Below are 19,974 nucleotides of genomic sequence, written 5' to 3' on the forward strand. Positions count from 1 at the left end.
GAAATTTATGTTATATAGAAATATATTTATACTAACAATTTTACTTTTTTGTTCATCTGCGCATTGTGCTGAATTAAAGAACTTCTATGTTCGAGGTGGTTATTTTGGCGCATTTGGCAATGCAATAGGAGATTTCTCTGGCAAGGAAGAGGCCGGTAACGTAACAGAAAAGGTTATGAGCTTCAATTCAGATGAAGAATTTGTAGAAGGTTATAAGCCTAAATACACCCCAGGCTTTGCTGGTGGCGGCACAATTGGCTATCAGTTAAATACGCTACAGCTGCCGCTTATGCTTTCACGCCTATTGCCCTCTAGAATTGAAATTGAAGGTCTATACTCGCAGCTTAACCTCGATGATGAAGAATATGGAGATAAAGATAAAGCTGGGTATGTTGAGCTTATCCGCCTCAGTCGACCATCTCCTACTGGTTTTTTTGATAACACAGCTTCTGCTGGAACGACGTGTGATTCAAAATGGAAAACGATTGCCAGTCCACTTTGTGGAATACAATGGCATTGGAACAGGCGTGGAATATATCCAAATCTTGTTGGCACAAATGCTGCATTTAAAATAAAAAATGAGGGCTTTAACAATCGAGCTATGCTGATGAGCGTATATTATGATTTAAATATAAATCCGTATCTTGTTCCATATGTTGGTGGTGGTTTGGGATTCACTCAAGTCAAATTTTTAGGAAAAAGTCATTATGCTCCTGCTTATCAACTAAAGCTTGGTGCAAGTTGTAGATTAGCTGAAAAAGCTCAAATATTTGCTGGTTTGCGTTATTTTGGCATCTTTAATGATGAATTTGCAAGTGTTTTACCTATAATAAAGATTCCAGCTGGTGATGCAGGAACTTTAAATGTAGTTATTATTAATGGTAATGAACGTAATAATCACAATTATAACTACACCACACGTATTGCCTCAACCACAGCAACCATTAATCACAGGTTTGGTATTTACGGTTTAGAGGTTGGCATGGTTTATAACTTCTAATTTCTTTTTAAGAATGGTTAGTATTTGTTGATAACTGAGATCGCTATTTGACTTAATAATATAACAGCGGTTTGGATCACTTAGGGCAATATCATAAAAGCCATCTTTTACTTTATTGTAAAAATCTATTCCCATTTTTTCATATTTATTTTTATGGGCTGCGCGCTGCAGCCCAACACTTACCTCAACATCAAGAATAAATGTTATATCAGGGTATGGGATTTCCGCTATTTCATGTAGCTCTTTGATAATTTTAATATCAATACCATATCCATATCCTTGATAGGCAATTGTTGAATGGATAAAACGGTCGCAAATGACAATTTTTTTCTCTTTAAGTGCAGGACGTATTAGCTTTTCCACATGTTCTTTGCGCATTGATGTAAATAGCAGAAGTTCAGCAATGGGATCAATTTGATCACTTTTGAGTAACAACTTCCTTATATCTTCTGCAAAATTAGTACCTCCTGGTTCCCGAGTGAGTATTACTTTTTCTTTTCCATATATTGATTGCAAATGCCCGGCAAGAAAATTAGATGCAGTGGTTTTTCCTGACCCATCTATACCTTCAATAGTTATAAACATAAAAATTTATACATATGTAAAACAAATTTTGCCATCTTTATCTATAGATTTGACATCTAGCTATAAATCTTACATAATTTTAACTCCATTCTATTTATATAAGGGTGTTATGGTTGCTTTAAGTACACCAAATTTGGATACGAATTTCTCAGCTCAAGATTTTAATTTGATGGGGATCGATGGCAAATATTATAGCTTAAATGATTTTTGTAATTTTAAAGCTTTGATTGTAATGTTTATATGTAATCATTGTCCTTATGTTAAAGCAATTATTACTAAATTGGTACATGATATGAAAGAACTGCACACAAAACATAACGTTGGTGCTGTTGCCATTATGCCTAATGATACTGAAAGCTATCCTGAGGATTCTTATGAAAATATGGCTTTGTTTGCAAAAGAACATAAATTCAACTTTCCATATTTAATCGATGACACTCAAGAAGTTGCTAAAAAATATGGTGCGGTTTGTACCCCTGATTTTTTCGGTTTTAATTCTGAATTAAAATTATGTTATCGAGGATGTTTTGATAAATCGGGAATGAATGAAATTAATAATGAGCAAAAAGATCGCGATTTACTTAACGCTATGGTATATACAGTAACTACTGGAAAGCCTATAGAAAATCAAAGATCAAGTATAGGATGTTCAATAAAATGGAAAGGATAAATTAAGTAAAATGCATAACAATACAGAGTATTTATTTGACATAATAATTTTATTATTTGCAGCTGTATTTATTGTTGTTGCATTCTGGAAAATGCGTATTAGTCCAGTTTTAGGGTACTTTGTTGCTGGAGCATTAATTAGCTCTCACGGATTTAATTTAATACATGCTCCTGAAGTAATAGATAATTTTGCAGAATTTGGGGTAGTATTTTTATTATTTGTTATTGGACTTGAGCTTACTTTCGAACGACTGATTGCCATGCGTGTACACGTTTTTGGCTTTGGTTCTCTCCAAGTGATTGTAACTACATTATCAATATGGGGTCTTGCATATGCTTTTGGAGTAGATTCTAACACTGCAGTAGTAATAGGTGGTGGACTTGCATTGTCATCAACAGCAATAGTGTTGCAAGTTCTACAAGATAGAGGTCATCAAGCAACTCAAGTTGGAAGATTATCGATAGCTGTGTTACTGCTACAAGATTTTGCGGTTGTACCACTGATAGTGTTACTTCCTTTACTTGCTGGCCATTCTGATCAGGGTTTAATCAAGCCTTTAATATATGCTTTTACGAAAGCAGCAATTGCACTGATTTTGATATTTATAGTCGGAAGGTTACTTTTAAGACCACTCTTTACTATGATAGCAACAATGAAAAACAGTGAGATATTCATAGCGACAACACTTCTAATTGTACTAGGAGCAGCTTTTATTACCGAGAAGTTTAATTTATCAATGGCTCTTGGAGCTTTTGTGGCTGGGCTACTTGTTGCAGAAACGGAATATAGGTACGAAGTAGAACAAACGATATTACCGTTTAAAGACTTATTTCTTGGTCTGTTTTTCATGACTGTAGGCATGTCGATAGATATTAAGTTGTTACTTAGTCAGCTACCATTAATTATGCTACTATCTATCAGCTTGATAGCTTTGAAAGCATCTATAATCTATGTATTGTGTAGGTTTTTTCGCTTTCAAGCAGCTTCTGCAATACATGCAGGGTTATTACTGTCTCAAGGTGGAGAATTTGCATTTATATTATTCGGACTAGCAAATCAATTTAACGTCCTCCCAAGTAACATTGCACAAATACTTATGATGTTAACTACAGTTACCATGGCATTTACTCCACTTTTAGCAAGTTTAGGCGACTGGATTGCTAACATTGCAAGTGACGAAAAAGTTATTCTAAATACCAAGGAATTAATTATGGACACCCAAGACCTTAATAATCACGTAATAGTTGCTGGTTTTGGTAGAGCTGGGCGCATGGTAACAAAAATGTTAGCTACTGAACACTTAAGCTATGTTATTGTAGATGTCCAACCACAAATAGTCAGAGAGGGGAAAAATGAAGGATTTCCTATATATCTTGGTGATATTACAAAGCTTGAAATGCTGCAATCTATTGGTATTGCAAGAGCTCAGACCCTTATAATTTCAATAAGAAATGAAGTTACAATAAAAAAAATTGTGTCTTTAGTTGCACAAAAGTTTCAAGATTTAAATATAGTTATCAGGCTCTATGACTTAAGTAATTCAGCAGCATATAAAGACTTTGGTGTTAGCAAGATAATACCAGAAACTTTCGAAGTTGGGCTGCAATTAGGTGCAGCAGCACTGAACTTAAGTGGCGTGAGTGAAAATACTATAGCATCTTTAAAACGTAAGTTTAGAAAAGGCAATTATGCAATCCTGCAAGACTTAGATGGTGATGACCCTTATTTATAAATGAAAAACAATCTATTTATTTTAGTTTTTCTTCTTTAAACATAACATGCTTTCTAACTACTGGATCATACTTGCGGAAAGACAATTTATTTACCAATTTTTTAGGATTACGTTTTTTTACATAAAAGTAACCAGTAGATTTCTCTTCACTTGTTCCATCAGCTTTTGTTTTAACAACCTTTGCAGTACTGACAAGTTTTACTAGTAAAGTAGCTTTTTTCTTTGCAACCATTTGTCATCCTATTGTTTAAAATACACCTAAAGAAGGTAAAATTTTACTTTTTTAAATAAGAAAGTCAATATCAAAAAATTTCAGTAAAAACCACTATAGTAAAAAACTATAGTGACTTGTTTAATATTAAAGCATGTAATCTGGAAAATAGACAGGAATATCGTTACTAGGATGATTTTCGAATATAAGTTTATCACTTTCAAAAATCTGCAAAGGAGCATCTTCATGAATAAATAGTATTGGCTCACCGTTAGCTTTTGGTATGCCTCTAAGATAGATATTCATATGAGAAGCACTACCTGTCAAAAGTTCTTTAAGGTTACACTGTGACTTTTGCCCACTATCAATTTTAAAATAAGTTCCATCATCAGTGTAATAGGACTGCAAAAAACACGATTCAGCATCACAGTTATACGCAATTTTTTCATAAGGGTTATAAATATCGGTATCTTTAAGCTCTACACCCATTTTGATTTCAATATCATTAATCTTACTTAAATACTTAAATTTTCCATCGCCATTAAAAGCATCTGGAACAGATTGTTTTATTATTTCAAATAAAGTTACATACCCCTTACCTTCTCCATTAGCGTGAGCAATTATTTTTCTTTCATCTCCTATTGACATAGAGTCAGATAAAATACCTATTTCTATATTATCATCGATGTCAAATATTGTTGCAATTTCTTTATTAGTCTTACTAGGTTTGACAGAGAAAATACGCTCTTCATCATATAGTTCTTCAAGATCTATCTCTTCATCATTTATAACTCCTGTGTCAATGTATTTAAATTTATCATCTACCTTATTATATTTTTTGTAATCAGATAGAACATCACCCTTTTTAGTACAAAAGGTAAATTGATACTCTTCATCTTCGCCTTCTACTAACTTTAAGTAACTAAACTTTTTTGGTACTTTAAATGACTTATTAGTTTTACTATCAGTAATTTTTAAGCGACCTTTTTCTGTAATCTCATATTTCATAATTTCCTCACTGCCTAGACAAAATAAATATTTACAACAAGAATATTAAATTTCTTCCTATATTAGAAAATATCTTATTTCTTCTAGTAAGAGGAAAATTACTTTAAAAGCTGTACAAAGTAGTGAGAAAGATACGTTATTTTGTTATATTCTAACCACTTCTTTTAAAGTTACCAGTGCTGCGCTACTAATAGTGTAAAATATTAGTTGAATATAATACTGCTTTGATACAATTGATTTTTTCTGCTTCTTAAAGAATTTTGTGAAATTAACTTAGTGTTCATAATTTCTATTATAATAATAATTAAACACTATGTATTAAAAATATAAATATTATATTTTATGAATGCTTAGCTATATCATACCTAAAGAAACCATCAGGCCAATCTAACATATCTAATGCTGCATAAGCTTTATACCTTGCTTCTTCAATATTTTTTCCTCTTGCAACTATATTAAGCACTCTACCACCATTTGATATCCAATTATTATTTGTATCTAATTTAGTCCCAGCATGGAATACAAGTATATCAGGAAGTTTTTCTATTTTATCTAATCCTCTAATAATTGAGTTTTTTTGATATTCATCTGGATAACCTTTACTTGCTACTACCACACATACCGTAGCATCTTTGTTAAATTGTATTTGCTCAGTACCTAATTCTCCTTTTGCTGTCAGCCAAATAAACTCGAGTAAATCTGATTCTAACCTTGGTAATATAGCTTGAGTTTCTGGATCACCAAATCTCACATTATATTCTAAAAGCTTAGGTCCAGTTTTAGTTATCATCAAACCAGCAAATAATATACCCGTAAAAGGTCTACCTATTTCTTTCATAGCATGGATAGTAGGATAGATAATCTGCTTAATAATTTGATGCCTTACTTCTTCAGTAATAACTGATACAGGTGAATATGCGCCCATTCCACCTGTATTTACTCCTTCATTATTTTCATTCACAGTTTTATAATCCTGAGCTGAACCTAAAATTATAAAATTTGTCTCATCAACAAAAGTAAAAAAACTGACTTCCTCTCCTTCTAAGAACTCTTCTATTATTATAGAATCACCAGCTGCACCAAACTTTTTCTGTACTAGCATTAAATCTATTGCTGAATATGCTTCTTCGATTGTTTTACAAACTATTGCTCCTTTTCCTGATGTAGGACCATCTGCTTTTACAACTACTGGCTTTTTCATTTTATCAACAAATTGTCTAGCTTCGTTTATATTAACAAAATAACCATATTCTGCTGTAGGTACCCCATACTGTTTACATAACTCCTTTGTGAAGCTTTTAGATGATTCTAATTTTGCTGAAGATCCGTTTGGAGCAAAGACATAAATTCCTTCTTCTTTTAAAACATCTCCTAAACCATTTATGATATATTCTTCTGGTCCTATAACTACTAGTTTAATATCCCTGTCTTTACAAGCTTTTATTACATTAATTGAATTATTAATATTTATGTCTATCTGCGTTGCTAAGTCTTTCATTGCATCGCTTCCAGGTAATACGTAAAGCTCTCCTAGAAGTGGTGATTTTTTCAATGACCATAAAATCGCATGCTCACGTCCGCCAGAACCAATAACCAACACATTTATTTTATTTTCCTCTTCTACTGCCATTTTTGCTCTAAAAAGTCTAGTAGTTTATTTTATAGTAAATATACTGCTAGTAAACAAAATATTGATTACTTATATTATAAAATTACTATGATTTACAACTATTTTTCTTTTACCAACTTTGAACAGTAAATGTCTTATAATAGCCTACGTGATTTTTTAAAAAAACTAGAAAAAAGCGATCAGTTAATCAGAATAAAAGAGCAAGTTTCTACAATACTTGAAATAACAGAAATACATAGAAGGGTCTTACTTAAAAAAGGACCAGCTATAATATTTGAAAATGTTGTTAGTGAAAATGGTAAGAGCTCAATGCCAGTATTAGTTAACTTGTTTGGCACTGTGGAAAGAATAGCATTGGGCATGGGAACAACACCTGATAAATTAAAAGATATAGGTAAGCTTATAGCATTTTTAAAGTCACCTACTCCTCCAGAGAATGTTAAAGAGCTATTCAAAATGCTACCATTACTTAAAACCTTGTTATCAATGAAGCCTAAAACAATCAAAAAAGCTTCGTGCCAAGAAATAATATTGCAAGGAGAAGAAATTGACTTAAGAAAATTACCAATTCAAACTTGCTGGCCAAATGAACCAGCACCTCTTATTACTTGGCCAATTGTTATAACAAAGGGACCAACGGGTAACAAGCAGGACAATTTCAATTTGGGTGTATATCGCATGCAAGTTGTAAATAAAAACACAACATTAATGCGATGGTTAGCACATCGTGGTGCTGCTAGCCATTATAGACGTTGGAAACAAACAAATAGAACCGCACTTCCAGCTGCTGCAGTGATTGGATCAGATCCAGCAACAATTTTGGCTGCTGTAACTCCAGTACCAGAAACATTATCTGAATATCAATTTGCAGGGCTACTTAATGGAAAATCAGTTGAATTAGTCGATTGTGTCTCAGTTCCTCTTAAAGTTCCAGCAAATGCTGAGATCGTTTTAGAAGGATATGTGAGTTTAGATAACTACCGAAGTGAAGGTCCTTATGGTGATCATACCGGATATTATAATTCAGTTGATCAATTCCCAGAATTTAACATAACTGCAGTTACAATGCGCAGAAATCCTATTTACTTAAGCACTTATACTGGCAAGCCTCCGGATGAACCATCTACCTTAGGAGAAGCATTAAATGAGATATTCATACCGATACTTACCGGTCAATTTCCTGAAATAGTTGATTTTTGGCTACCGCCGGAAGGATGCTCATATAGAATAGCTATAGCTTCAATTAAAAAATCTTACCCAGGCCATGCAAAAAGAATAATTATGGGAATAATTTCATACTTAAAACAATTTTTGTATGTGAAATTCGTTATAGTAACAGATGATGATATTAATATAAGAGAATGGAAAGAAGTAGCATGGGCAATATCAACAAGGATGGATCCTGTGCGTGACATAACAATTATAGAAAATGCCCCTATTGATTACTTAGACTTTGCTTCACCAGAGGTTGGAATAGGAGGTAAGATAGGGTTTGATGCAACAAATAAGATGCCACCTGAAACAAAAAGAGAGTGGGGAGAAATAATCACTATGGATGAAAAGATAATAGAAAAAGTTACAGAAAATTGGAAAAAATATGGGTTTTATAAGTTCGGATTAAACAAAGAAACATAGAAAGTAAGTTTAAGAAGAATAAAAAAGCAATAAAAAAAGCTGTTCTACAATTTCAGGTATGTAGTATTTAATAGCCTATCTCATAACCCCTTTTACATAAAAACTAAAATACTAATTTTTAAATTAATAAAACTTAATATTATTATTGTTATACTAAAATTAGTATAAAACTTATAGGGGGGAGTTATGTTACTTGAAGAACAATTAGTTGATGCAGTAGAAGGGAACAACATAGAGAAAGTACGCTCCTTATTGGAAAAAGGAGCAAATCCTAATATTGGAGTCATTGATCCCATTGCTGGTAATAGAACTATTATGTGTATTGCTGCTGAAGAAGGCAACATAGAAATTATGAAACTACTTCTAAAGCATGGTGCAGATATAGACAATGGTGAAAAAGGCACAAAAGGACAGAATTTCACACCTTTAAATGCTGCTGTTATATTAAATCAAGAAGAAGCTGCAATATTTCTTGTAAAAAATGGTGCAAATATCCATTATGACGATCAGAATGGATCAACACCTCTACACAACGCTATTTATCAACAATCAAGAAAATTAGTAGAATTGTTTTTAAACATAGGTGCAAATATTCACGCCAGGAATGTTTCTGAAGAAACTCCTTTACACGTTGCAACCCACTATTATACAGATCCACAAATAATAAGGCTACTTTTAGAGTACGGATCAAGTGTTAATAATACTGGCCATTCTGGCTACACGCCTTTAAGAAATTATATGAAAAATTATGATCTATATAGCGCTATTACATCGAAGAGACCTTTAGAGAGTTTTTTCCTACTACTACTTTTCGGTGCTAATGTAAATAAAGAGTGTAGAGATACAAGAGAAAGGATAAACTACACACCTCGCTTAAAAAATTGCCTCACAGCATTTAAACAAATCAAAGCAATGCCCCACTTAGGTAAGTTAATAGAAGCAAACATAAAAAGAGATAAAAAAGAAAACGTAAGAGTTATTGCTAGCTACATAAACAATAAAGCTGAAGGACAAGAATTAATTGAAGAGTTTGAAGTAATTAAAGAAAAATATGGTTTTAATGGAGAGTTATCTTTTATACCTGGGTGCTTGTTATATGTGATAAAAAATATGATTTTCACTTTCCTCAAATTTTATGATAGAGAAAAATCAATTATAACTGATTTTGGCAGTTCAATAAATGCAGATACAGTGACAAAAGAAGGCACAAATGTGCAGAGATATCTCCCTGAAGAAGTGTTAAAAGAAATATTTTCTTATTTAGATAGTAATGAACAAAAGAATGTTATGCTCGCTCTTAGTGAAAAAGCAGATGTACTTTTAAGCAAGTTACAAGACACCTGTCAAACTCCAGATACATTATTAGCTAAAGCATATGTATTTTTAGGTAAATTAAAAAATATTTATCAAACATCAACTGACAAGGGATGTTGTATCAGCTAGGGTTAACGTAAGTTTTTGTATAAAACCTAAATTTTATTAGCTTTAAATAAATATCGTAACTAATTTTGAAAAAACAGTAAAATTCCGCCAATTTTCTGCTTCCATGGTTGTGAATGTATATGATATAAAGAGAATGCCAATCTGGAGAGATTGAGGCTGTAGAGGCGGCCTTTAAAGTGGCAGATGTATAGGAAAAAAAGATCTGAATATATTGAATAGGATCTTTGGCGACCTACTGAATAGTTTTAGCTATTTTAAGATTTTTTCTTAAAACAAGATTGATACCTTTGTGGTCATATGCTTTAAAACATACGACTATAGCGCTTCCAATTATCAATTGGTAGTCCTCTCATGGTGGGAATCCGTGAAAAGGGCTAAAAACGTCCTCTCTCTGATGTTGTACACGTGCTTTTTCTCCAGATTGGCACTAAATCAACAATAGGTCGAAAAAGGTTGAAAGATAAGATCAAAATAAATAATGATTCAGAGAACTCTATAAAACAATTATAAGATGAAACAAATTTTAAATTTTTCTTTTTAATTATAGGAGTATGAGATGAAAATGTTTTTTTGAATTTATGCTTAGTTTAGTAATTTATATTACTCTCTAAGCAGTTCGTTTATCGAAGTTTTAGCACGCGTTTTCTCATCTACTTTTTTACAATTATAGCGCTTCCTGTATAATCATTTTTACGGTATTTCTACAATATTTGTATCTCATCTCTTTAAATTAGAATTTATATCTTGTCTATTTTATATTAGTAATCCCTTTTTTAAATTGTTCAAACTCTTGGTTTGATATATTGTTGGATAGTGGGCGGCGTAGAATATGTAGATGATCAGATTACCACTGACAATATCTACGTAATTTATGTTTCTCTTCTCTACAGCTATTTCACCTGTAAATATCTGTATTTAGTACAATTTAAATCAAACGTACTGTGAGAGCTGTGTTTATAAATAAACTAAAGTAGATCTAATACTGAAATACTAAGGCTGAAGGCGAGCACCTAACTATAGTACTTTCCAAAATAAATGATAAAGGTATAATGAAATTTTTAATATATAAAGAGATAGCTTAGATTTACGGGAGAAAGCGGTATCTATGGTTGAGAAAGGGAAGTCGAAAGCTGAGGTTGTGGAGCTGTTGGAATAGCAATACTATACAGATGGCTGAAAAAGCAATCTGCCGGATAAAACCAGCAAAAGCTAGTGGTTTCATACGAAAAATAGATCCCTAGAAGAATATGTAAAAAAGCATCCAGCTGGCAGAGATGAAATTGGTTCGGAATAAGCGCAATTTGGTACAACAGCTAAAAATCACATTAAAAAAAATTTATCAAGAGATGAAAAAGATTTATCGAAAAAATTGCCAAAATAGACCAATCGTATATATAGATGAAAGATTATATAGAGAATATGGACAAGAGGAAAGAAAATACATGCACTGGCAAAAGACGAGAACATAATAGGATGGAAGAAGATTTGTTGCACCTCTGACCTTTACTGGAGGTTGTGATAAAGAAGTACTTAATACATGGTTAGAACACTACCGGAGCTGCCTGTTAATACAACTGTAGTTATCGATAATGCAATAAAACCGCTAAAACAAGAGAATTAATTGAAAAGGCAATTTACTCTATCTTCCTCCATATTCTCCTGACTTGAACCCCATTGAACATTGCTCGCATACCATCAAAAGTTACCTCTAATGCATCAACATTTCTTCTTCTTGTTGGTAACTCTATTATTGAGGTTTATCATTCAGTTTAGGAAAGACTATATGCTCCTGTAATTGCCGTAGATTTTGGGCAAAAGCCTCCATTTCTTACCATATACCAAACTGCTTCTACAAACCTTCTTATTTGGATTTTCATCTTTCTTATTTTTATGCTTTTTAGGAATGCAAAAACTTGTTCCTATTTGGTAGTTTCTCCATATTAATTCATGGTTAAAGCTACTTCTTTCTTTTATTTTCCTATCAAAGAAACTCTATTTCCTGATTATCATTGTATAGCTTTACAAGAACTGATAAGCAAATTCAAAAACTTCTGATTGTTGTTGCAAAAAATTAAAGCCTCATGGGCATTACTAAATGTAAAAAGCTTTTTGAATCTCTATCCTTCATTAGCATAGCGCTGTTTTCATCATAGAAAACAAGCTCACATTTGCCTTTTATACAAGATAAAACTTCAAGTAAATAACGTGAATTAAACCCTATTTCTAACTCTTTACCATTATATTCAACCTCCAAACTTTCAGTAGCATAATTAGAGTCAGATGATATAGAATGCAAAGTTAACTCATTATTTTTTAAGAAAAATTTTATAGGCTTAACTTTATCTAAAATAACAACAGACACTCTATCTATAGCATCAGCAAGTTTACTACTATCAATCATCAAAGACATACCCTCGTCAGCTGGGATTATTTTTTCATAGTCTGGAAAAGTTCCATCCACCAATTTAGATGTTAGTATATATTGTGAACATTCAAATTGTATTTTTGTTTGTGATAATTTTATAGTTAGATTATGTTTTTCATCTAAAACTTTCAAGACTTCCGTAACAGCTTTGCGTGGGACTATCACACCAAAATCATTCTCAATTTTTTGTTCAATTTTCGCATTAGACAGGCGATGACCATCAGTTGCAACACAATATAAGGTTTGCTTATGGTTATGAATATAAACACCGTTTAAATTATAACGAGCATCATCTGAAGACATTGCAAATCTTATCTTAGTTAAGAAGTTAAAAAAATCTATAGCTGGCAACTCAAAATTGAAGATAAAATTATCCTCTTCGATAGGGAAGATCTTTCCTGCTACAACAACCGGTACTGAAAAGCTTGAGTTACCACACACTATAGATAGTTTGGCATTACTCAATTTAAATTCAACATCTAAGCCAGCTGGCAATCTTCTGATAATATCATAAACCATGTGTGCTGAAACTTTCACTTCCCCTTCAGTAGAGATTTGAGCTTCAAGCAAAGCAACTATAGAAATATCAAGATCAGATGCTGTGAGTGTTACAGTGTTTTGAGATGCTTTGATTTGAACACAAGATAAAACATCTATGACATTACGTCGCTCAACTATCCCACTTATACAAGATAACGCACTTAGAATATTTTCTCTCTTTATAGTAAAATTCAAGCCTGAAATTTCTTCCACTGATTTTATAAAGTACTATTGCAATTAAATGATATTAATATTTTATTAAAAGTAAAATAGTATTATAGCTTACCTAAGGTAAATTGTGAATAAATGTTAGAAAAAGTACCAAAAGCAATATTATTTGATTGGGATAATACACTAGTTGACAGTCAACAAAGTGTAAGTGCAGCAATAAATCACACATTAAAGCAAATGGGAAATAATAGTCTACAGGCAAGTAGACATAGTTATGTCTCGCGAAAAGAATTTTTAGTCAACTTATTTGGTGATAGGTGGCAAGAAGCAGGTGCAATATATCAACAGTATCTAGATCAGCAATCACCTTTCAAAGATCTCAATCCTAACCCAGGAGTGGTAGAGATGCTGAAAAATCTAAAGCAGTATAATTTGTATCTAGCGATAGTTAGCAATAAAGAAGGTAATAACTTACGAAAAGAAGTTGCCTACCTAGGGTTAAGTCATTACTTCAAAAAAATTATAGGTTCTGGTGATACTTCAGAAGACAAACCATCTCCACTCCCTGCTGTATTTGCTCTAGAGGGTAGTAATATAAAATCAAGTAATGAAGTATTATTTGTTGGAGATAGTATAACTGACGTGCATTGTGCGATAAATGCAAACTGTTTGCCAATTGTATATGGTAAACCCATGCTTGGTTATGAAGACTTATTATCTTTTGAGAATTTTAATCAATTTATGTTACTCGTAATGCCTATATTGGAGGGAAATAATGAGTAGCATATATTTGGAACCTGCAGATTTAGTAAGGCGTTTTATTGCATTTTGTGTTGATGGTTTAATAATTTCTTTAGTTATACCTTTGCTTATGTTGTTCCCATTATTAATTTTATTCTTTACGAGTATCGTTTCTTTTGAGCAGTTTAGCGGATTGCTTGCAAAATTAGTTTCCTCTGTTTCAGGTATACTTGCATTTGTTGGGATTATTGTAACAGCTTCATTACCCATTTTGTACTATACTTACCTTACGTCCTCTTTTAGGCAAGCAACATTAGGACAAAGGTTTATGAATATGTATGTTGTGCGTCTTAATCGAATTGAAATCAGAGCTGGTTTTGCACTAATAAGATCTTTGATGTGGGTATTCTTACCATCTATAATTGAAGGTGCATTTATACTAATAGTTATTAATTTTTTAGATGAATCAACCTTAGAAGCTATATCATTTGTGTTTTTTATAGCTTTGTATATAGTACTGCCAGTTATTTCTAATAAGAATCAGATGATACATGACATGTTATGTAAGACAGTTGTTGTAAAGGGAAGATTGGAAAAAGCTAATTAATCTATTTATTATTTTTCTAAAATTTGCTAAACTTTCTGACTTATTGCGTTAGAAATATGTAATGAATGATTTAAATGTAGAGATTACAACAATACAAAGGCGTTTTGCTGCATATTTGATCGATACAGCTATTCTTTTGTTTCCTAGCTGTATTCTTTTTATAGTACTTGAAAAATTCCCCGTTATTTTAAACGTAATGCACATGTCACTGAATTGTCTGTATTATACTTACTTTATCTCATCTGCGAGTCAGGCAACTATTGGACAGCAGATAATGAATATTTACGTTGCAAGTCTTGATAATACTAAAATTAAGGTAGAACTTGCATTAGATAGAAGCTTATCTCAATGTTTTCTGCCACTTATAGTGATGATATTATATAAACTAAGTGAGATTGTAGAAAATCATACAATTTTGCATTTTTTATCGATACTAGAAGTTATGATATTAATGCTAAGTACAGCTTGGTACCTAACAGCTGCCTTTTCCAATAAAAAACAAACTGTGCATGATATTTTGTTTAAAACTATAGTGGTAGTTAGAACAAGAATATAGTGTACTAAAAGTTTGTGTCTTATTCTTAACATAACAATAAAAATATTGTTAAATTAATAACTTTTTAGCAAAATCTATTTATTATTGTATTATTAGTACAGTTATCAACCAAAAGGGGAAATTAATATGAGTACAAAACAGTATAATAATATGATTAAAGAATACTTTAGCAATAATAATAAAGGATTTAGTTCGCCTTATGAAGTAAGATTTTCGGAGTTAAATATTAAGGTAGAGGTTTATTCTCATAACTTAAAGCCAAACAAAATTGCTCAGATGGAATCTGATACGAGGGAAGTAGTAAAAAATTTTCAGAATATATCTAATTTGAAAAGCAGCGGTTCAGAAAAGATTCTAAAAGTCTACATCTTTGATGATCAAGCTGATTATAAGCATCTTGGTAGTAAATTTGGCTTTGACCTTGGAGATGAGGGTGGTAAGACTTACTACAGGGGAGAACAAGGTGTTTTTGCTGACATGTATGTTTACCAAGCAGGTGAAATTCATAATTTTAAACATGAATTAGCTCACGGATTGACTTATATTGCTACGGGAGGTAAATCACTTCCTACCGTACTAATGGAGGGTATTGCTGATTACATTGAGCATAGCTCAGACCAAAGCTTTAATACTCAAGAAGGGTTTAGCATTGATGAGGCAGAAAAAGCAATTGGTACAAGAGATTTAAATATAAATAACATCTTAAAATTACAATATTCAGAAAACCATGCAGATAACAGCTTGGTATATAAAATGGGTCATGCTTTAATTATGTACTCAAAGGAGAAGGGAATATTGGGTGAGCTTTTAGAAGCAGCAAAAAAAAGTGATAATGGTCGCATAGAAGAATTAGTACAACAGAAAGATTTTAGAGAATGGCTATCTCAACACAATACTGAAACTGCAATGAAGGAAATAAATGCTTTGCAAGTAACACAAGGAGATTTTATAGGAACTAAAAAAGAAGTAGTGGACGGAGAAATAAAAAACGTATCTTACCACAAAGCTAATATAGAAAAAATGGATGGTGAGAGTGTAGGGAAATTTTCTACTACATCGCATTACTTTACTGGAGATTATTTGCGTGTTGAAAATTCAGCTATTAGATGTAGTCTAGATTTATCAGAACAGTATAGGTTTATAAAATTAGTTAATCGCAATGATGAAAAGAAGTTAACTTATTGTGATAAATACGGTAATGAGTATAAAGATAGTAACGAATATAAATTTTACATATCTCAAAACATTGCTCGTTATGAGGGAAAACTACAGGAAGATGTGATTGAAGAGTTAACATATTTTGACCCAAGCCAAGCAAGGAGTATAGGTAAGTCATCTGTGGATTTTGAGCAGGGAAAAATATATTCTATTCACTCAAATGGTGCAAATTCAGCAAAGCAAATGAATGGAGTATCAATATATGATGGTAACTATAAGGTAGGAGAATTACTCACTGAAAGTGGTTATTTTGTCAAAATAGAAGGCAGTGATAGAGGGACATTTATTTTTACAGATAATTTAATGGGTCTATATACGAGATATGAAGATGGAGCTTACATTGCTGTCACAAAAGAGAGTGGTGAATTTACAGCCTCTCTTATAGATGGTAGAGCAGTAAGTAAAGATGAGTACTATGATAAACCACACTTGCATAGAAATGAATTACTTGAGCCAAGCATTAACCATATTGATAAAGAGAAGGTAGATAGCTCATTATTATTAAAAAATACTATGTTTTTAGATCATTCGGAATCAGATAGAACTAAAGAAGCTACCATAGTTAAAAGAGGAGTGCTACTTGATAATAAAGGAACAGAAAGAACAGAAGATGATGTATATGAAGCAAAAATAGAGCAAGATGATTTTATGTATACATTCCAAAATAAGGGTTTTTATATTATGCCAGAAGGGGGACTCTTTATCCATGATCATGGAAAAAACATACGTTACCAATTACCAAAGGAAATTACTCACTTAAAATTAGCAGAAAAAGATGGAGTGAATAAATTAATGCCTGTTACTAGCAATGGTAATGAATGTAATTATGATGTAAGAGGTAATATTATTCCGAATGAATATAAATATATTGATCCAATATTTGCACATAAGTATGCAAAAGAGGATCATTCACACAAACATGTAAATATAGGGCTGATTAATTTTGATAAATATAGACCTGGCACTATATTTGAAATGAGATATGACCCAAACGACTATCAAATACCAAGAGATGCAAGTGGTAATGTAATAAAGCTAAAGCACCAATCATACTTTACAAAAGTAAAATTATTCGATGAACATGGTCAGGAAGTTGGTATGTTATCTAATAATTTCCACAATTACACAGATAAGATATTCTTCTCTGTTGACTACAACTACAGTTACACTGATTTCTTAGCGTCTGTTGCTCCTCAAGTTAACATCGAACAGTTAAGTAATGGGACTAAAGTAATAACTTTTGATCAAGGCAAAGGTGATATAGGTGGTACTGATAAGGGGTATACAGATTATCAAAAAATATATACTTCAGAAAACCAAAAATCACAGTCTCACGATGAACAAATGCAAGGCGATCAGCCAGTAGCTTATGCACAAAAAGCTCAAATGCAATCTAGCAATAACAATTACCGTGATTATAATGTGCAATACGATAAAGGGCAAAACAGTGGAGCAAGAGGGAAAAGAACAGCTGATGAAGATGGTTACTCTTCTAAACAAAAGTATGTTGATAACAATGCGATCCAACCTGGAGCACAAAAACCTATTATTCTGAATTTTGAAATCGAAAGAGGTGAAAAAAGAGATCCAAAATTAGCCCTAGAAGATCTTAACAGCAGAGATCCGAAGATAGTAGAAAAACTAAAACTTACACTTAAAGATTTTGAGCTTTATCACTGTGTACGTATAAAGCTTACAGAAGAAAGTAAAAACTTTTTACGTGAAACATTAGGAGATAATGTTCAATTTAATAATCTTGACGACTATTTTGATTTAGATCCTGAGCTTTACTATATCGTGTATAATAAATACGCTGAATATGCTAGTAGAGACGAACTATATGTTAAGAGTAGTAGCGGTAGTGTGCTCGTTGGCAATCTTCCACTTAATCATTACGGTCTTTCGATAGAAATATCAGCTGATGGTTCTGAAATTATAGATCATGGTTTTTATCCTTCATCTGTAATTCATAATCCTGATTTTTATAATAAAGATTCTAAGGAGAAAGATAAGGAGCCTAGTGGCCTTGATGGTAGTAAGTTTTTAGAGGATGTCAAAAATACTTTGCTAAGTCATAATGGTAACGGTATTGAACAAAAAAACATATTTACACAAGTGTCTAATAACATTGCTGAAAAAGAAGAAAAGGCAGAAGAGGAAAAAAAATTAGCAGAAGAAGCATTAACTAAAAAGAACATAGAATTAAAAGAGTCTATAGATAAAGGTGATATTGTTATATATAGGGTAAGAGAGAAAGCTAATCCTGATGATGACGAACGTTCATCTGCAATTTTAAAAATGACTAAGAAGAGCCAAAAAGCCTTAGGTATCAGCGATGAGGATAATAAAGGCATAAAGCTGGATACAAATAAATTGCATATAACTGAACTTCAAGATAGTTCCCACGAAGGCAAATATATGGTTAAAGATGGTATAGATCACATACCATACAGTAACTCATTATTTTATGTTTTAGATAAAAATGACCCTTCTAAAAGTGGCTTTTATGACTTAGGGCAAGATAAGTTTAAGTCTCCTGCTAAATATTTAGATACTAAATTTAAGTATCCTTTTGATAGTGAGTTACATCACAAATTACTCTCTCATACACAGATAGAACAAGCTCAGTCTGATCAACCAGTAGTGAATGCACAAAAAACTCAAAAGCAGCATGATAGTAGTAACAGCGTAGAATTCAAAGAAGCCATAGGGAAAGGCGATGTTATCATATACAGAGTGAAAGAAAATAGTAACTCTGATGATAAACATGCATCTACAACCTTTAAAATGATTAAAAAAAGCCAAGAAGCAGAAGCTAATAACGGGTACATGAAAAGTGTTAAACTTGATTCAAGGGATTTTGATATTAAAAAGGTTGGACATCAAGAGGGTGTAGAAGATGGTGATCAATTATTTTATGTACTATATAAAAACGACCATTCTAAAAGTGGGTTCTATAACTTAGGTAAAGATGAAGTTAAATTTAAGACTCTTGTTAAGTCTTTAGGAGACCATGAACATAAGTGTACTTATTATGATAAAATTGACGATAAGTTCTTAAGTTCAGAGCAAAATAACCATAAACAGCAATATGCTCACAAAGAACAAATGCAAAGTGATCAGCCACAAGCATCACATAAGGTAGATAAACACCATGCAAAACATGAAGATATTGTTTTGAAAAATACTATCCTTAGTGTTGGTAAAGGTGAAGAAGTAACTCTTCCTAATGGGCAAAAAATACATAAAGTAGAGATAAAAGTTAAATATGAGGATATTAAATCTCTATATGAGAAAGCAGCATCATCAGAGGAACAGCAATATGTATTGGATTTCTATTATAAATTGAAAAGTAATAGCTTTAAGATTGGTGATCTACCAAAAGGGAAATATTACTTCAAAGGTGATAAGTTCATTATCCAGGATAAACAAGGAAAGAGTATTAAACTTCCTGAAAAAGAGATATCGTTGCAGCTGATGCATCTTAAAGATCATCAAGGAAAGGACCATCTTGAATTAGTTGTTTTAAATAAGGCAGATGGTAAAGTGATCGGCAATATTCATGAAATAGATAACTTAAGTTATGGGTTATTATCATCTTCTGATTCATCAGATCAATTAAATCTAGATGTTTTAGGTCATCTTGAAACACATCATAATGATCTTAAATTTTTAGATCACCATAATGAATATGATACTTATTTAATGAACGGATTGGAAGTTCAAATTTTTGGGCATGTTCATTAAAAACACTTTAAACTGACAAGTTTAGGGTTATAAGGCCAGCTAAGTAAAATACTCC

15 protein-coding genes are annotated in these 19,974 nt (G+C 32.1%); 10 read left to right on the forward strand and 5 right to left on the reverse strand.

Annotated elements, in window-relative coordinates:
* Positions 1-7: 7 nt before the first annotated feature.
* Positions 8-1,000: a P44/Msp2 family outer membrane protein gene (locus tag AACL09_RS01830; protein ID WP_339048456.1), complete on the forward strand. Its 993-nt coding sequence runs from the start codon at positions 8-10 to the stop codon at positions 998-1,000.
* On the opposite strand, the gene tmk is transcribed toward AACL09_RS01830, so the two are convergent.
* The gene (gene tmk / locus AACL09_RS01835) at positions 971-1,585 is read right to left on the reverse strand and encodes a dTMP kinase (RefSeq protein WP_339048458.1); all 615 of its coding nucleotides are present in this window, start codon (positions 1,583-1,585) and stop codon (positions 971-973) included. The genes AACL09_RS01830 and tmk overlap by 30 nt on opposite strands.
* A 109-nt stretch (positions 1,586-1,694) precedes the next feature.
* Between tmk and AACL09_RS01840 the strand changes: the two genes are divergently transcribed.
* Together AACL09_RS01840 and AACL09_RS01845 are read left to right on the forward strand one after the other, a co-directional pair.
* Positions 1,695-2,255, forward strand: coding sequence for a thioredoxin family protein (locus AACL09_RS01840; RefSeq protein ID WP_339048460.1), 561 nt, complete (start codon positions 1,695-1,697; stop codon positions 2,253-2,255).
* Positions 2,256-2,265: 10 nt separating this feature from the next.
* Positions 2,266-3,987 carry a monovalent cation:proton antiporter-2 (CPA2) family protein gene (locus AACL09_RS01845; protein ID WP_339048462.1) on the forward strand — a complete coding sequence of 574 codons (1,722 nt, stop codon included), beginning with the start codon at positions 2,266-2,268 and terminating at the stop codon, positions 3,985-3,987.
* Positions 3,988-4,003: 16 nt separating this feature from the next.
* Here the strand turns inward: AACL09_RS01845 and rpmG are convergent, their stop codons facing one another.
* The 3 genes from rpmG to purD all read right to left on the reverse strand — a co-directional run bounded on the left by rpmG (position 4,004) and on the right by purD (position 6,812).
* Positions 4,004-4,219: a 50S ribosomal protein L33 gene (gene rpmG / locus AACL09_RS01850; RefSeq protein WP_339048464.1), complete on the reverse strand. Its 216-nt coding sequence runs from the start codon at positions 4,217-4,219 to the stop codon at positions 4,004-4,006.
* Positions 4,220-4,345: 126 nt separating this feature from the next.
* Positions 4,346-5,206, reverse strand: coding sequence for a hypothetical protein (locus AACL09_RS01855; protein WP_339048466.1), 861 nt, complete (start codon positions 5,204-5,206; stop codon positions 4,346-4,348).
* 340 nt (positions 5,207-5,546) lie between these two features.
* The gene (purD, locus tag AACL09_RS01860; protein ID WP_339048969.1) at positions 5,547-6,812 is read right to left on the reverse strand and encodes a phosphoribosylamine--glycine ligase; all 1,266 of its coding nucleotides are present in this window, start codon (positions 6,810-6,812) and stop codon (positions 5,547-5,549) included.
* Positions 6,813-6,965: 153 nt separating this feature from the next.
* Here purD and AACL09_RS01865 point away from each other — a divergent pair, with 153 nt between their 5' ends.
* The 3 genes from AACL09_RS01865 to AACL09_RS01875 all read left to right on the forward strand — a co-directional run bounded on the left by AACL09_RS01865 (position 6,966) and on the right by AACL09_RS01875 (position 11,626).
* Entirely contained in the window at positions 6,966-8,471 is a 1,506-nt protein-coding gene (locus tag AACL09_RS01865) for a UbiD family decarboxylase (RefSeq protein WP_339048468.1), read from the forward strand.
* Between the two features lie 186 nt (positions 8,472-8,657).
* Positions 8,658-9,914, forward strand: coding sequence for an ankyrin repeat domain-containing protein (locus AACL09_RS01870; protein ID WP_339048470.1), 1,257 nt, complete (start codon positions 8,658-8,660; stop codon positions 9,912-9,914).
* A gap of 1,664 nt (positions 9,915-11,578) precedes the next feature.
* Positions 11,579-11,626: a hypothetical protein gene (locus AACL09_RS01875; protein ID WP_339048971.1), complete on the forward strand. Its 48-nt coding sequence runs from the start codon at positions 11,579-11,581 to the stop codon at positions 11,624-11,626.
* A 359-nt stretch (positions 11,627-11,985) separates the two neighbouring features.
* Here AACL09_RS01875 and dnaN read toward each other — a convergent pair whose 3' ends face one another.
* A complete protein-coding gene (gene dnaN, locus AACL09_RS01880; RefSeq protein ID WP_339048472.1) occupies positions 11,986-13,092 on the reverse strand; it encodes a DNA polymerase III subunit beta in 1,107 nt (368 codons plus the stop codon).
* 93 nt (positions 13,093-13,185) lie between these two features.
* Between dnaN and AACL09_RS01885 the strand changes: the two genes are divergently transcribed.
* The 4 genes from AACL09_RS01885 to AACL09_RS01900 all read left to right on the forward strand — a co-directional run bounded on the left by AACL09_RS01885 (position 13,186) and on the right by AACL09_RS01900 (position 19,919).
* Positions 13,186-13,833 carry an HAD family hydrolase gene (locus tag AACL09_RS01885; RefSeq protein ID WP_339048475.1) on the forward strand — a complete coding sequence of 216 codons (648 nt, stop codon included), beginning with the start codon at positions 13,186-13,188 and terminating at the stop codon, positions 13,831-13,833.
* Positions 13,826-14,398, forward strand: coding sequence for an RDD family protein (locus tag AACL09_RS01890; protein WP_339048478.1), 573 nt, complete (start codon positions 13,826-13,828; stop codon positions 14,396-14,398). The genes AACL09_RS01885 and AACL09_RS01890 overlap by 8 nt, the downstream gene beginning before the upstream one ends.
* 61 nt (positions 14,399-14,459) lie before the next feature.
* Entirely contained in the window at positions 14,460-14,954 is a 495-nt protein-coding gene (locus tag AACL09_RS01895; RefSeq protein WP_339048480.1) for an RDD family protein, read from the forward strand.
* Between the two features lie 126 nt (positions 14,955-15,080).
* A complete protein-coding gene (locus AACL09_RS01900; RefSeq protein ID WP_339048482.1) occupies positions 15,081-19,919 on the forward strand; it encodes a hypothetical protein in 4,839 nt (1,612 codons plus the stop codon).
* Positions 19,920-19,974 lie beyond the last annotated feature (55 nt).

The sequence above is a fragment of the Candidatus Mesenet endosymbiont of Phosphuga atrata genome (assembly GCF_964020175.1).
Classification (GTDB): domain Bacteria; phylum Pseudomonadota; class Alphaproteobacteria; order Rickettsiales; family Anaplasmataceae; genus Mesenet.

What these genes read in the sequence shown, in the direction of transcription:
- AACL09_RS01830 (WP_339048456.1), top strand. Translation starts at nt 8, where the DNA reads ATGTTATATAGAAATATATTTATACTAACAATTTTACTTTTTTGTTCA.
- tmk (WP_339048458.1), bottom strand. Translation starts at nt 1,585, where the DNA reads ATGTTTATAACTATTGAAGGTATAGATGGGTCAGGAAAAACCACTGCA.
- rpmG (WP_339048464.1), bottom strand. Translation starts at nt 4,219, where the DNA reads ATGGTTGCAAAGAAAAAAGCTACTTTACTAGTAAAACTTGTCAGTACT.
- AACL09_RS01900 (WP_339048482.1), top strand. Translation starts at nt 15,081, where the DNA reads ATGAGTACAAAACAGTATAATAATATGATTAAAGAATACTTTAGCAAT.
- AACL09_RS01890 (WP_339048478.1), top strand. Translation starts at nt 13,826, where the DNA reads ATGAGTAGCATATATTTGGAACCTGCAGATTTAGTAAGGCGTTTTATT.
- AACL09_RS01885 (WP_339048475.1), top strand. Translation starts at nt 13,186, where the DNA reads ATGTTAGAAAAAGTACCAAAAGCAATATTATTTGATTGGGATAATACA.
- AACL09_RS01895 (WP_339048480.1), top strand. Translation starts at nt 14,460, where the DNA reads ATGAATGATTTAAATGTAGAGATTACAACAATACAAAGGCGTTTTGCT.
- AACL09_RS01840 (WP_339048460.1), top strand. Translation starts at nt 1,695, where the DNA reads ATGGTTGCTTTAAGTACACCAAATTTGGATACGAATTTCTCAGCTCAA.
- AACL09_RS01865 (WP_339048468.1), top strand. Translation starts at nt 6,966, where the DNA reads ATGTCTTATAATAGCCTACGTGATTTTTTAAAAAAACTAGAAAAAAGC.
- AACL09_RS01855 (WP_339048466.1), bottom strand. Translation starts at nt 5,206, where the DNA reads ATGAAATATGAGATTACAGAAAAAGGTCGCTTAAAAATTACTGATAGT.
- AACL09_RS01845 (WP_339048462.1), top strand. Translation starts at nt 2,266, where the DNA reads ATGCATAACAATACAGAGTATTTATTTGACATAATAATTTTATTATTT.
- AACL09_RS01870 (WP_339048470.1), top strand. Translation starts at nt 8,658, where the DNA reads ATGTTACTTGAAGAACAATTAGTTGATGCAGTAGAAGGGAACAACATA.